This window comes from Streptomyces sp. NPDC100445 (assembly GCF_044759735.1).
GTDB lineage: Bacteria > Actinomycetota > Actinomycetes > Streptomycetales > Streptomycetaceae > Streptomyces.
On record NZ_JBIVZV010000002.1, the window covers coordinates 253,224 to 267,123 of the forward strand.

The 13,900-nt window shown below is 75.4% G+C and carries 12 protein-coding genes; 4 read left to right on the plus strand and 8 right to left on the minus strand.

Going from position 1 to position 13,900, the window contains the following annotated elements; genetic code table 11:
• Positions 1-14 precede the first annotated feature (14 nt).
• The 5 genes from nirD to ACIQVT_RS06510 all read right to left on the minus strand — a co-directional run bounded on the left by nirD (position 15) and on the right by ACIQVT_RS06510 (position 5,657).
• Positions 15-380, minus strand: a complete 366-nt coding sequence (nirD, locus tag ACIQVT_RS06490; RefSeq protein WP_403748495.1) for a nitrite reductase small subunit NirD — start codon at positions 378-380, stop codon at positions 15-17.
• Positions 377-2,986 (minus strand): nitrite reductase large subunit NirB, encoded by a 2,610-nt coding sequence (nirB, locus tag ACIQVT_RS06495; protein ID WP_403748499.1) that lies wholly within the window; start codon positions 2,984-2,986, stop codon positions 377-379. Before nirB ends, nirD begins: the two co-directional genes overlap by 4 nt.
• Positions 2,987-4,207 (minus strand): NAD(P)/FAD-dependent oxidoreductase, encoded by a 1,221-nt coding sequence (locus ACIQVT_RS06500; RefSeq protein ID WP_403748502.1) that lies wholly within the window; start codon positions 4,205-4,207, stop codon positions 2,987-2,989. It lies immediately after the preceding gene.
• 122 nt (positions 4,208-4,329) lie between these two features.
• Entirely contained in the window at positions 4,330-4,989 is a 660-nt protein-coding gene (locus ACIQVT_RS06505; protein WP_403748504.1) for a class F sortase, read from the minus strand.
• Positions 4,990-5,144: 155 nt separating this feature from the next.
• Positions 5,145-5,657, minus strand: coding sequence for a hypothetical protein (locus ACIQVT_RS06510; RefSeq protein ID WP_403748506.1), 513 nt, complete (start codon positions 5,655-5,657; stop codon positions 5,145-5,147).
• Between the two features lie 264 nt (positions 5,658-5,921).
• Here ACIQVT_RS06510 and ACIQVT_RS06515 point away from each other — a divergent pair, with 264 nt between their 5' ends.
• A complete protein-coding gene (locus ACIQVT_RS06515) occupies positions 5,922-6,050 on the plus strand; it encodes a hypothetical protein (RefSeq protein ID WP_403748508.1) in 129 nt (42 codons plus the stop codon).
• Between the two features lie 216 nt (positions 6,051-6,266).
• Here the strand turns inward: ACIQVT_RS06515 and ACIQVT_RS06520 are convergent, their stop codons facing one another.
• The 3 genes from ACIQVT_RS06520 to ACIQVT_RS06530 form a co-directional block, all read right to left on the minus strand.
• Positions 6,267-7,097, minus strand: coding sequence for an arylamine N-acetyltransferase (locus tag ACIQVT_RS06520; protein WP_403748511.1), 831 nt, complete (start codon positions 7,095-7,097; stop codon positions 6,267-6,269).
• Between the two features lie 9 nt (positions 7,098-7,106).
• On the minus strand, positions 7,107-9,251 hold the full coding sequence (locus tag ACIQVT_RS06525; RefSeq protein ID WP_403748513.1) for a molybdopterin oxidoreductase family protein: 2,145 nt from the start codon (positions 9,249-9,251) through the stop codon (positions 7,107-7,109).
• Positions 9,252-9,409: 158 nt separating this feature from the next.
• Positions 9,410-10,087: a vancomycin high temperature exclusion protein gene (locus tag ACIQVT_RS06530; RefSeq protein ID WP_403748515.1), complete on the minus strand. Its 678-nt coding sequence runs from the start codon at positions 10,085-10,087 to the stop codon at positions 9,410-9,412.
• A 152-nt stretch (positions 10,088-10,239) separates the two neighbouring features.
• On the opposite strand from ACIQVT_RS06530, the gene ACIQVT_RS06535 reads away from it, so the two are divergent.
• The 3 genes from ACIQVT_RS06535 (at position 10,240) to ACIQVT_RS06545 (ending at position 13,856) form a co-directional block, all read left to right on the plus strand.
• Positions 10,240-11,106, plus strand: a complete 867-nt coding sequence (locus tag ACIQVT_RS06535) for a sirohydrochlorin chelatase (protein WP_403748517.1) — start codon at positions 10,240-10,242, stop codon at positions 11,104-11,106.
• A gap of 54 nt (positions 11,107-11,160) precedes the next feature.
• Entirely contained in the window at positions 11,161-12,489 is a 1,329-nt protein-coding gene (locus ACIQVT_RS06540) for a deoxyguanosinetriphosphate triphosphohydrolase (protein WP_403748521.1), read from the plus strand.
• Positions 12,490-12,593: 104 nt separating this feature from the next.
• A complete protein-coding gene (locus tag ACIQVT_RS06545) occupies positions 12,594-13,856 on the plus strand; it encodes an NAD(P)/FAD-dependent oxidoreductase (protein WP_403748524.1) in 1,263 nt (420 codons plus the stop codon).
• Positions 13,857-13,900: the final 44 nt, after the last annotated feature.

Consider the following 13,900-nt stretch of genomic DNA (forward strand, 5'->3'; position numbering starts at 1 on the left):
CCCCGCGCCCGCGCTCACGCGGGTGACGGCGGGACCACCCGGACCGGGTAGGTGGCCACCCGTACCGTCTCGTCGTCCAGGCACTGGCCGTCGGCCAGGTCGAAGCGCTGCTTGAGCAGCGGGGACGCCACGTACGGGCGGCCCCCGACGCTGCCGGTCAGGCCGCGTGAGAGGACGGCCGCGCCGGTGAAGGGGTCACGGTTGTCGACGGCGTACAGCCGGTCCGCGCGGTCACGGAAGACGGCCGCCTGCCGGCCGTCCGGCAGCAGGGCCGCCACCCCCCGGCCGGGGACGAGCGTGCTCAGGTCGCAGACCGGGAACCAGCCGTCCGCCAGCCGGAGCTGTACCGTCAGGTCGGTCGTCTCGAGTGCCAGGGTCATCGCTGGGCGCTTCCTTCCAGGACGTCGTCGGCGGGCCGCCCGCCGATGGCCAGCAGCGGCAGGTCGGGCTTGATCTGGTCGCGTTCGGGGACGAAGGAGACGACCGGGTCCGGGGTGTCCGGGGCGTTCACGAAGGACACGAACCGGGCCAGCCGCTCGGGGTCGTTCACCGTCTCCGCCCACTCGTCGCGGTAGTGCGCGACGTGCGCCCGCATCAGCCGCTCCAGCTCGTCGCAGATGCCGAGCGAGTCGTGCACCACCACGTCCCTTACGTGCTCCAGGCCGCCCGGGATCCGCTCCAGCCAGGTGCTGGTGCGCTCCAGGCGGTCGGCCGTGCGGATGTAGAACATCAGGAAGCGGTCGATGAGGCGGACCAGTTCGGCGTCGGACAGGTCCTGGGCGAGCAGGTCGGCGTGGCGCGGGGTGGCCCCGCCGTTGCCGCCGACGTACAGGTTCCAGCCGTGGGCGGTGGCGATCACCCCGAAGTCCTTCGACTGGGCCTCCGCGCACTCGCGGGCGCACCCGGACACGGCCGACTTCAGCTTGTGCGGGGACCGCAGCCCCCGGTAGCGCAGCTCCAGGTCGATCGCCATCCGCACCGAGTCCTGCACGCCGTAGCGGCACCAGGTGGAGCCCACGCAGGACTTCACCGTGCGCAGCGACTTGCCGTAGGCGTGCCCGGACTCGAAGCCGGCGTCCACCAGCCGCGCCCAGATCAGCGGGAGCTGCTCGACCCGGGCGCCGAACATGTCGATCCGCTGACCGCCGGTGATCTTGGTGTAGAGGCCGAAGTCCCGGGCGATCTCGCCGATCACGATCAGCTTCTCCGGTGCGATCTCCCCGCCGGGGATCCGCGGCACGACCGAGTACGAGCCGTTCTTCTGGAGGTTGGCGAGGAAGTGGTCGTTGGTGTCCTGGAGGGCCGCCTGCTCGCCGTCCAGGACGTAGCCGCTGGCGCCGATCGCCGGGGCGAGCGAGGCGATGACCGAGCCGACGGCCGGCTTGCACACCTCGCAGCCGTCCCCGCCGCGGGCGTCCTCGCGGCCGTAGCGGTCCAGCAGCTCCCGGTAGGAGGTGATCCGCAGAGCGCGGACGATCTCGTACAGCTCCTCGCGGGCCTGGGGGAAGCAGCCGCACAGCCCCTTGTCGACCGTGACGCCGGACGCCTCCAGCTCGGCGGTGACCAGTTGGCCGAGGACCTTCACGCAGGAGCCGCAGCCGGTGCCGGCCCGGGTGCACTTCTTCACCTCGGGCACGCTGGTGCACGCGTGGTCGGTGACCGCGCCGCGGATCGTGCCCTTGGTGACGTTGTGGCAGGAGCAGACGATCGCGTCGTCCGGCAGCGCGGACGGGCCGAGTCCGCCCGCGCTGCCGGCGCCGGCGGGCAGCACGAGCGACTCGGGGGAGACGGGCGGCACCGAGCCGGTGAGCGCGCGCAGGGTGCCGTACGCCTCCGCGTCGCCGACCAGGACACCGCCGAGCAGGGTGCCGTCCCGGCCGATGACCAGCTTCTTGTACAGGCCGGCGCGGGAGTCGGAGTAGACGACGTCCAGGCAGTCCGCGGTGGTGCCGTGCGCGTCGCCGAAGGAGGCCACGTCCACGCCGAGCAGCTTCAGCTTGGTGGACAGGTCGGCCCCGGTGAAGGACGCCTCGTCGCACGCGATCGTCGCCGCCGCGGTCGCAGCCTGCTCGTATCCGGGCGCCACCAGGCCGTACACCCGGCCGTCCGCGGCCAGCGCGCACTCGCCGATGGCGAAGACGCGCGGGTCGGTGACGGTGCGGCACTGCTCGTCGACCGTGATGCCGCCGCGCTCGCCGACCGCCAGACCGCAGTCGCGGGCCAGCTGGTCGCGGGGGCGGACGCCGGCGCTGAACACCACCAGGTCGGTGGCGAGTTCGGAGCCGTCGGAGAGCCGCATGCCGGTGACGGCACCGGAGGCGTCCGTGACGATCTCCTGGGTGCCCACCCCGGTGTGGACCGTCAGGCCCATCTCCTCGATGGTCCGCAGGAGGGCCGCGCCGCCGCCCTCGTCCACCTGCACCGGCATCAGGCGCGGCGCGAACTCCACGATGTGGGCGTCGAGTCCGAGGCCCTTGAGGGCACCGGCCGCCTCCAGGCCGAGCAGGCCGCCGCCGACCACGGCGCCGGTCGAGGCCTCGCGCCCCGCGTACTCCTCGATGGCGAGGAGGTCCTCGATGGTGCGGTAGACGAAGCAGCCGGTGGCGTCCTTGTTCGGCACCGGCGGCACGAACGGGTAGGAGCCGGTGGCCAGGACGAGGACGTCGTAGTCGACGACCAGGCCGGAGCGGGCGGTCACCCGCCGGGCCTCGCGGTCGACGGTCTCCGCCGGGTCACCGAGGTGCAGCTCGATGCCGTGGTCGTCGAGGAACCGCCGGTCGGTCAGGGACAGTTCCTCCGGCGTCCGGCCGGAGAAGTACGAGGTCAGCTGGACGCGGTCGTAGGCCGGGCGTGGCTCCTCGCACAGCACGACCACGCGGTGGGTCGCGGTCAGGCCGCGCTCGGCGAGCGCTTCGAGGAAGCGCTGGCCGACCATGCCGTGGCCGACGAGCGCGATCGTGGGGGTGGCCTCCGGGGTGGCGGACATTCAGGAGCCTCCATCGTGGGTGAGCAGGTGGAGCAGCGGGCCGTCACCGGGGAGCGGCTCCGCCCCCTCCCAGGCGCGGGCGAGCGCGCCGACGGTGCCGAGTTCGCCGACGAGGACCCCGCCGACCAGGCGTTCGCCGCGGACGACGACCTTGCGGTAGGTGCCCCGGGTGGCGTCGGCGAGCCGCACGACGTCGTCGCCGGGGAGGGGGTCGGGGTCGCCGAACGCGGCGAGGTCGAACGGGGAGCCGGTGCCGGTGCCGGTGAGGGTCAGCCGGGTCAGGGAACGGGTGCCGCGGTAGCGGGCGTCCGGGTCGCCGGCGAGCAGCCGGGCGAGCACGTCGGCCTGTTCCAGCGCGGGGGCGGCCAGGCCGTAGACGGTGCCGTCGTGCTGGGCGCAGTCGCCGACGGCGTGGATGTGCGGGTCCGAGGTGCGCAGCGCGTCGTCCACGAGGACGCCCCGGTGGACGGCGAGCCCCGCCTGTTCCGCGAGGCCGGTGCGCGGGCGCACCCCGCAGGCGACCACCACGAGGTCGGCGTCCAGGGTGTAGCCGTCGGCCAGCTCCACCGAGCGGACCGCGCCCGCGGCGCACGCCACGTCCCGCACCCGGCACTCGGTGTGCACCTCGACGCCCAGGTCGGTGAGGTGCCGCAGCACCAGCCGGGAGGCGTCCGGGTCGAGCTGGCGTTCCATGAGTCGTTCGGACTGCTGGGCGAGGACGACCTGGGCGCCGCGCACGGCGAGCGCGCGGGCCGCGGAGACCCCCAGCAGGCCGCCGCCGACGACGACGGCCCGCACCCCCGGCCGGACGGCCTTCGCCAGGCCCAGGCAGTCGTCCAGGGTGCGGAACGCGTGGACGCCCTCGGGCAGCCGGCCGCCGGCCGTGAACAGGCCGCGCAGCGGCGGCAGCACCGGGTTGGAGCCGGTGGCCAGGACCAGGGTGTCGTAGGCGAGCGGTGGGCCGTCGGCGCGGGTGAGGGTCCGGGCGGCCCGGTCGATCCCGGTGATCCGGGCGCGCAGCAGGCCGTCGGGCGGCGGGAGGGCGATCACCTCCGGGGCGTACCGGCCGGCCAGCACCTCGGCCAGCAGGACGCGGTTGTACGGGGGGTGCTCCTCCTCGCCGACGAGCAGCGCGGGCGTGCCCAGTTCGCCGAGCCGCCGGGCGAGCCGTACGCCCGCGAGGCCGGCGCCGATCACCACCACACGCGTTGTCGAGGTCATGTCCCGAGCGTGCGGTCCCGACGTTACCCGGTGGCATCACCGCTGTTTCCCACCGGGAACGCTGCCCTCAGTGGCGGTGCACCGGGGGTGTGAGGCCGTGGGCGCCGTTCTCCCGCGGCCGGTCAGCGGGCCTCTGTCGCCTGCCCGGTGCCGTGGCGGCTGCCCGTCAGGTGCGCGAACACCACCACGTTGCCCTGGTAGCCGGTCGTCCGGGAGTAGCCGCCGCCGCAGGTGATGACGCGCAGTTCGGGTCGGGGTGCGGCGCCGTACACCTTGTCGTCGGGGAAACCCCGGGCCGGGTACACCTCCACCGCGTCCACGGTGAAGACGGCCACGCTGCCGTCCCGACGGTCCACCTCGACGGTGGCGCCCCGCTTCAGCGCCCCGAGGTCGTAGAAGACGGCGGGGCCCTCGGTGTTGTCGACGTGGCCGGCGACGACCGCGGTGCCCGTCTCGCCGGGCACGGTGCCGGCCTGGTACCAGCCGGCCAGGTTCTTCCGTCCGGCGGGCGGCGCCTCGAGATTGCCGGAACGGGTCAGCGCCAGGCCCGTCAGCGGGGCGTCCACCCGGATCGCGGGGATGCGGATGCGGACCGGCGGGGACGGCGCGAGCGCGGGCGCCGCGAGCCGTTCCTCCCCCGGGTCGGGGCGGCCCTCGGTGGCGGCCGGCTGCGGGGGCGCGTGACCGCCGGCGCCACCGCCCAGCAGCCACACGCCGGAACCGAGGGCGACGACGGTGACCGCGGCTATGGCGGTGTCGCCGAGCCTCGCTCTGCTGCGCATGCGAACCCCTCTCCCGGGGGCGCGCCCCCGAACGGGACCCTTCGGAAGGGGACCGGCGCGGGTGCCGGTCCCCTCCCCCTCCGGGCCGCGAGGGGCGTCGGACCCGGAGGGGGCGGGACGTGCGGTACCGGCGGACGGACAGCGGAGGGTGTCCGTCAGATCCCGTCGCCTCTCGCCCGGCGCAGGAGCCAGGTACCGCCCGCGGCGGCGACGGCCAGTGCCGCCACACCCGCCGCGGTCTGCACGGGGTCGGGGCCCAGTCCGCCGCCGACCCCCGTCTTCACACTGCCGTGCGGCTGCACCTGTTCGTGCGCCGCGCCCAGGGTCACCACCAGGTCGCCCGTCGCCTGCCGGTCGCCCTCGGCGCACCGGGCGACGATCTCGTACGTCCCGGGCTGCGCGCTCGGCGGCACCCGGAACTCGCCGATCGCCTCGCCGGCGTGCGCGGTGGGCGCCAGGGGGAACGTGCCGGCGCCGACCGCGCCCGCGTCCCCGGTCGCCGAACCCCGTTCCCCGCACACGGCGGTGTTCACCGTGACCCGACCGCCGGGCGCCACGGTGGACGGGTACGCGTCCAGGCGGCCGGTGCCTCCGGCCAGACCGTGGGCGGGCGCCGCCGCGGTCACGGCGAGCGCCGTACCGGCCAGCAGACGGGCAGTGCGTCGCATGGTGCTCCCCAGAGCTTGTCCGACTCGTCCAGGGGTGCGCCCCTGCTCCACCGAGATAAGTCGCACCGGCGGCGTCGCGCTTGCCGGGGTGCCGCCGGGACTGCGGTGAACGGGTGGCACGGACGGCCCCCCACACGGCCCAGCCGGGGAGGATTCCAGCAGGTCACGAGCGTGCGGAGGGTTAAGTATGAAGAGCACACGATTGGCCTCCACCCGTCGGCCCGCACCGTGGACGAGCGGCCCGGCGGGGTGCACACTCGTGCCGTGACCGTCGAGGACCTCCCGCCCCGCGGCGCCCGCCCCTTCTTCGTCCACGGCACCCTGCGCGCCGGCGGCAGGCACCACGACCGTTTCCTGCGCGGCCGCGCCCTCCCCCGGAACCGGCCCGGCTGACCGGCGCCGCCCTGTACGCCGGCCCGGTCACCCGTACGCCGTCGAGCAGCCCGGCGACGCCCGCAGCCTCTACGAACGCGTCGCCCGGGACGTCGAACGCGCCGACGGCACCACCGTGCGCGCCTGGGTGTACCTGGCCGGGCCGCGCGTCGCCGACCGGCTGCGCGCCCGGGACCGGCCGGTGCCGGGCGGCGGGCGGCGGGACGGCCGCTGAACTCAGCCCAGCAGGGCCAGCCCCTCGGGCACCTCGATGCCGAACTCCTCGTCCACCAGTCGCCGCGCCTGCGCCTCGATCGTCAACGTGCGCTCCGACACCGTGCCGTCGGTCAGGGTCTCGGTGAACCGGTCGCCGTCCAGGGCGAGATGACGCTCGGCGGTGGTCCGCTGGAGATAGGGGCGGCGGGTGAACGGCGAACGCGGGTGCGTGGCGACGTACCAGTTGAAGACCTCCAGGTCGACGGCGGTGAACGGCTCCCGGGTGAACGCGTACTGCCCGGCCCATACCCCGTCCCCGCGGTCGTAGGTCTCCAACTGCCACAGCCCCGGCGGCCCGTCGTGCGGCAGCGGGGCCAGCCGGTGTCGGCGCCCGGCGCCCTCCGACTCGGTGCCGGGGACCAGCGGCACCGGCAGCAGCAGCGCCCCCACGGCGCCGAAACCGACGTCCGCCAGGTACGGCTCCGCCTCGCCCGCCACCTCCACCTGGAGCATCGTGTGCGTCCGCGGCCGGCTCCACGGGGTCTCGGCGCCCAGCACCACCCGGCCGGCCAGCGGGGTCACCCGGAAACCGAGCGCCTCCAGCGCCAGCCGGAGCAGGGTGTTGTGCTCGTAGCAGTAGCCGCCCCGTCGGCCGTGCACCATCTTCGCCGCCAGGTCCGCGGGCGCCAGCGAGGGCACCGTGCCGCGCAGCGGGTCCAGGTTCTCGAACGGCAGCGACAGCGCGTGCGCCAGGTGCACGCCGCGCAGGGTGTCCAGGTCGGCCCGCCGCCCGCCCTTCCAGCCGATGCGGTCGAGATAGGCGTCGAGGTCGTACTGCCCGGTGTCGGCCATACCCCGAACCTACGCCAGGGCGCCCCCCGGCCGCGTCCGGGGTCCGACGACCTCGACCCGCACCGCGCACGACTTGAACTCCGGCATCCCCGAGGTGGGGTCCAGGGCCGGGTTGGTGAGGGTGTTGGCGCGGCCCTCGCCGGGCCAGTGGAACGGCATGAACACGGTGTCCGGGCGGATGGTGGCGGTGACCCGGGCCGGCGCCACGGCCCGGCCCCGCCGGGAGACCACCGCGAGCGGGTCGCCGTCGGCCGCCCCCAGCCGGGCCGCCAGCCGCGGATGCAGTTCCACGAACGGCCCCGGCGCCGCCGCGTTCAGCTCCGCCACCCGCCGGGTCTGCGCCCCCGACTGGTACTGCGACACCACCCGGCCGGTGGTCAGCAGCAGCGGATACTCCTCGTCCGGCTCCTCGGCGGTCGGCCGGTGCACGACCGGGACGAACCGGGCGCGGCCGTCCGCGGTGGGGAACCGGTCGAGGAAGAGCCGCGGCGTCCCCGGGTGCGGCCCGGCGCCGGGACGGGGTGTCTCCCCGGCCCCCGCGGCGGGCGATCCGGCCGGGCAGGGCCAGAAGACGCCGTTCTCCTCCGCGAGGCGCCGGTAGGTGATCCCCGAGTAGTCGGCGGGGCCGCCGGCGCTGGCCCGGCGCAGCTCCTCGAAGACCTCCTCGGGGTCGGCCGGGAACCCCTTCTCCACACCGAGCCTGGCGGCCAGCTCGCGCAGGACGTACAGGTCGGTGCGGACTCCCGGCGGGGGAGCGACGGCCCGGCGGCGCAGCAGGACCCTGCCCTCCAGGCTGGTCGTCGTGCCGGTCTCCTCCGCCCACTGCGCGACCGGCAGCACGACGTCCGCCAGCTCCGCCGTCTCCGACAGGACGACGTCGGCCACCGCCAGGAAGTCCAGCGAGCGCAGCCGCTCCTCGACGTGGGCCGCGCGGGGGGCGGACACCACCGGGTTGGAGCCCATGAGCAGCAGCGTCCGGACATCCGTGCCGAGGGCGTCGAGCAGCTCGTAGGCGCTGCGCCCCGGGCCGGGCAGCGTGTCCGGGTCCACGCCCCATACCCCGGCCACGTGCCGCCGGGCCGCCGGGTCGTCGAGCCTGCGGTAGCCGGGCAACTGGTCGGCCTTCTGGCCGTGCTCGCGTCCGCCCTGCCCGTTGCCCTGCCCGGTCAGGCACCCGTACCCGGACAGCGGGCGGCCGGCCCGCCCGGTGGCCAGGCACAGGTTGATCCACGCGCCCACCGTGTCGGTGCCCTTGGACTGCTGCTCCGGCCCGCGCGCGGTCAGCACCATCGCCGCCTCCGGCTCGCAGAACATCCGTACCGCCGCGCGCAGTTCGGGAACGGACACCCCCGTGATCCGTTCCACCTGCTCCGGCCAGTGCGCCATCGCCGCCGCCCGGGCCCCGGTCCAGCCGGTGGTCCGCTCCCGGATGTACTCCTCGTCGGTCCGGCCCTCCGCGACCACCAGGTGCAGCAGGCCGAGGGCGAGGGCGAGGTCGGTGCCGGGGCGCGGCGCGAGGTGCAGGTCGGCCTGTTCGGCGGTCCGGGTGCGGCGCGGGTCCACGACGATCAACGTGCCGCCGTTGTCGCGGAGTTCCGTGAAGAAGCGCAGCGAGGGCGGCATGGTCTCGGCGAGGTTGGACCCGACGAGGATCACGCAGCCGGTCCGCGGGATGTCCGCCAGCGGGAACGGCAGCCCCCGGTCGAGCCCGAACGCCCTGGTGCCCGCCGCGGCGGCCGACGACATGCAGAACCGGCCGTTGTAGTCGATCTGCGAGGTGCCGAGCACCACCCGCGCGAACTTGCCGAGCGCGTACGCCTTCTCGTTGGTCAGCCCGCCGCCGCCGAACACCCCGAGCGCGTCGGCGCCGTACCGGTCCCGGGCCGCCCCGAGCCGCTCGGCGACCAGGTCCAGCGCCTCGGGCCAGCCGGTCTCCACCAGTCGGCCGCCCCTGCGGACCAGCGGCGCGGTCAGCCGCACCGCCGGCGACAGCACCCCCGCCGCCGTGCGGCCCTTCCCGCACAGCGCGCCCCGGTTGACGGGGAAGTCCGGGCGTTCGGTGACCTCGACACCGCCCTGGGGCAGCGGCGTGAGCGTCATCCCGCACTGGAGGGCGCAGTACGGGCAGTGGGTGGGCACCGGGGTGTTCTCCATGCCGCCCAGCGTGCGTCCGGCGTGTTACGCGCCCCGGCCGGATCCCGTTACACGCCCGGCACGGCGACCTCCCCGCGCCGGACCGGGGGCCGTGAGGCCGGAGCGCGTGGGGCGACGGGCCCCATCGGCCCTGAGGCGCCGGGGCCGGGATGACACGGTCACCGCCCGGCGGCCATCGCCCGTGCCACCCCCGGCTCCCTCGGCCCGAGGAACCTCGGGTCCGGCCGGAACACCGCGTCCAGCACCGCCTTGCCCGCCGCGAACACCTCGCGGGTGCCGCCGTAGTACCAGGTCGCGTCGTGCTTCGCGTCGACCCCGACGCCGTACGACGCCACGCCCGCGGCCTCGCACAGCGCGACCGCCCGCCGGATGTGGAAGCCCTGGCTGATCAGCACCGCCCGGTCCACCCCGAAGATCCTCCGGGCCCGGACACAGGAGTCCCAGGTGTCGAAACCGGCGTAGTCGCTGACGACGCGCGCGTCCGGCACACCGTGCCGGGTCAGATAGGCGCGCATGGCGTCCGGCTCGTCGTAGTCCTTGCGGCTGTTGTCCCCGGTGACGAGGACGACCTCGATCCGCCCCGCGCGGTACAGCCGGGCCGCCGCGTCCAGCCGGTGCGCGAGGTACGGCGACGGCTTCCCCCGCCACAGCCCCGCCCCGAACACCATCGCCACCCGGGTGTGCGGCACGTCGGCCGTGGTGCGCAGCCGGTCCGCCGTCGTCACGTACAGCCAGGTCACCGGCAGCAGCGCCAGCACGCACCCGGCCATCACGGCCTGCACCAGCCGCCGCTGCCCGGTGCGCGTGCGCGGCAACCGCGGTCGACGGATTCTCATACGGCCCCCCCAAGATGGCTTCCGATGGCAAGGACGCCGGCGGCGCCGGTCCGGTTCGCCTCACAGACCGCGTCCGTCCGGGGTGAAACACCGGAAAACCTCCGTGACGGGCCGGCAACGGCCACGCAACCTCCGGCGGACAGGATCGTTCCATGACGGCGTCGAACCCACGCGGTGACGAACCCCGCGTCCCCCTCGGCCTCCCGGCGGACCCGAGGACCGGCGGCAGCGCCCGGCTGGTGCCCCCGCTGCGCCTCCTCCCCCCGGTCCGGCACCGCCGCCCGGACCCGGAGCCGGCCGCGCTGGTCCTGGTGGCCCACGGCAGCCGCGACCCCCGGGCGCTCACCACCGTGCGGGCCCTGGCCGGGCGGGTCCGCGCCCTGCGCCCCGGCCTCCCGGTCCACCTCGGCCACATCGAGCTGAACGCGCCCCTGCTGCCCGACACCCTGGCCGCCCTCGGCCCCGCCCCCGCCGTCCTCGTACCGCTGCTCCTGGGCCGCGGGCACCACGTCCGCCAGGACATCCCCGCCATGGCCGCCGCCGCGCCGGTCCGCGCCCGGGTGGCCGCCCCGCTCGGCCCGCACCCGCTCCTCGCCCGGACCCTGCACGACCGCCTCCTGGAGGCCGGCTGGCCCGCGGCCATGGACGCCGCCGCCCGCCGCGCCGGCGCGGTGGTCCTCGCCGCGGCCGGTTCCCGCGACCCGGACTCGACCGTCGACACCCGCCGCACCGCCCGCCTGCTCGCGGACCGCCTCGGTGTCCCCGTCGTCCCCGCGTACGCCTCCGCGGCGGCGCCGTCCGTCCCGGCGGCCCTGCGCGCCCTCGCGGCACGCGGCCGGCACCGGGTGGCGGTCGCGTCGTACTTCACGGCGCCCGGCCGCTTCGCCGCCCAGTGCGCGGCGCAGGCCCCGTGGCTCGCCTCGGCCCCCCTCGGCGCCCACGAGGCGATGGCCCGCCTGGTCCTCCTCCGGTACGACCGGGCCCGCGCGAGCCGGGGAGCGGAACTGGCCCCCGCCTGACAGCCGGGCGGGCGGCACGCCGCTTTTGTCGGTGCCGCCCCGTACTGTCGAACCATGGAAGGCATCGCAGGCACCGCAGGCATCGCACGCTCCACAGGCACGGCCGCAGGCACGGGCTCCGCACTCGCGTCGGCGTACGACCCGGCGTCGGCCGACCGCTGGGCCCCCGAGCCGGACAAACGTCCGGGCCGCACCGCCTTCCAGCGCGACCGCGCCCGCGTCCTGCACTCCGCCGCCCTGCGCCGCCTGGCGGGCAAGACGCAGGTGGTCACCCCGGGGACCCGCAGCCTGGTCTGGGACGCCAGCCCCCGCACCCGCCTCACCCACTCCCTGGAGTGCGCCCAGGTCGGCCGGGAACTCGGCGCGGCCCTCGGCTGCGACCCCGACCTGGTCGAGGCGGCCTGCCTCTCCCACGACCTCGGCCATCCGCCCTTCGGCCACAACGGCGAGTACGCGCTGAACGAGTTCGCCGACGACTGCGGCGGCTTCGAGGGCAACGCCCAGTCGCTGCGCCTGCTCACCCGCATCGAGCCCAAGCGCTTCACCCCGCAGGGCTCCGTCGGCCTCAACCTCACCCGCGCCACCCTGGACGCCGCCACCAAGTACCCCTGGCCGCGAGGCGCCCACCCCACCGACCCGGCGTCGGTGAAGTTCGGTGTGTACGAGGACGACCGCCCGGTCTTCGACTGGGTCCGGCAGCACGCCCCAGGCACCCGCACCTGCTTCGAGGCGCAGGTGATGGACTGGTCCGACGACGTGGCCTACTCGGTGCACGACGTGGAGGACGGCCTGCACGCCGGCCACATCGACCCCGGCTGCCTGTACTCCGAGCCGGAACGGCGGGCCGTGTTCGAGGTCGCCGTCGGCCGCTACGTCCCCGCCGGCACCGACCCGGCGGAACTCGCCGAGGCCCTGGACCGGCTCCTGGCGCAGGAGTGGTGGCCGCACGGCTACGACGGCACCGCGGTGGCGCAGGCCCGCCTGAAGGACGCCACCAGCCAGCTCATCGGCCGGTTCTGCCTGGCCGCCGAGGGCGCCACCCGGGCCGCGTACGGCACCGGCCGGCTCACCCGCTACGGCGCCGAACTCGTCGTGCCCCGCGCCGCCCGCATGGAGTGCGCGGTGCTCAAGGCGGTCGCCGACCGGTACGTCATACAGCGCGCCGAGCAGGAACGGCTGCGCGCCGACCAGCGGGTGATCGTCGCGGAGCTGGCCGAGGCGCTCACCGCCCGCGCGCCCGACGGCCTGGACCCGCAGTTCCGGGCGCTGTCCGGCGCGGCGGCCGACGACCACGCGCGCAAGCGGGTGATCGTCGACCAGATCGCCTCCCTCACCGACGCCTCCGCGCTGTCGCTGCACGCGAGACTGACGGGGCGGCCGTGAAAGGAAAGTGACCCTGCGTGGCCTGAACGGGTCACACCCTCTTCCCGCACCACCCCGCGTGCGGGACGCTCGCAGACGGCGGCACCCCTACGAGGAGGCATCACGTGGTCGACGCGGATCAGACATTCGTCATCGTGGGAGGCGGTCTCGCCGGCGCGAAGGCGGCCGAGACGCTCCGGGCGGAGGGCTTCACCGGCCGGGTGATACTGATCTGCGACGAACGCGACCACCCCTACGAGCGGCCGCCGCTGTCCAAGGGCTACCTCCTCGGCAAGGAGGAACGCGACAGCGTCTTCGTCCACGAACCCGCCTGGTACGCGCGCAACGACATCGAGCTGCACCTCGGGCAGACCGTCGACCGCGTCGACCGCACGGCGAAGACGGTCCGCTTCGGGGACGACGGCACTCTCGTGCGCTACGACAAACTGCTCCTGGTCACCGGCGCCGAACCCCGCCGTCTCGACATCCCGGGCACCGACCTCGTCGGCGTGCACCACCTGCGCCGGCTCGCCCACGCCGAACGGCTCCGCAACGTCCTGGCCGCGCTCGGCCGGGACAACGGGCACCTCGTGATCGCCGGTGCCGGCTGGATCGGCCTGGAGGTCGCCGCGGCGGCCCGCGAGTACGGCGCGGAGGTCACCGTGATCGAGCCGGCGCCCACCCCGCTGCACGGCGTCCTCGGCCCCGAGCTGGGCAACGTCTTCGCGGAGCTGCACCGCGAGCGCGGCGTCCGCTTCCGCTTCGGCGTCCGCCTCACCGAGATCGTCGGACAGGACGGCATGGTCCTCGCCGTCCGCACGGACGACGGCGAGGAACACCCCGCGCACGACGTCCTCGCCGCGATCGGCGCCGCCCCCCGCACCGGCCTCGCGGAGGCCGCGGGCCTGGAGACCGCCGACCCGGCGCGCGGCGGCGGCATCGTCGTCGACGAGCGGCTGCGCACCAGCGACCCCGACATCCACGCCGCCGGTGACGTGGCGGCCTTCCCGTTCGCCGCGGCCGGCCGGCTGCGCGTCGAGCACTGGGCCAACGCCCTCAACGGCGGACCGGCCGCCGCCCGCGCCATGCTCGGCGCGGACGTCACCTACGACCGCGTGCCCTACTTCTTCAGCGACCAGTACGACCTGGGCATGGAGTACAGCGGATGGGCGCCGCCCGGCTCCTACGACGAGGTGGTCATCCGCGGCGACGCCGGGAAACGGGAGTTCATCGCGTTCTGGGTGCGGCAGGGCCGGGTGCTCGCCGGGATGAACGTGAACGTGTGGGATGTCACAGAACACATCCAGCGGCTGGTCCGTTCCGGGGCCCCGGTGAACACCGAGGCGCTCTCGGACCCGCACGTACCGCTCGGCGGCCTCGCCTCCTGACCGACGCGCGCACCGGCACCCCCGCGCCACCCCCGTAGAATTCA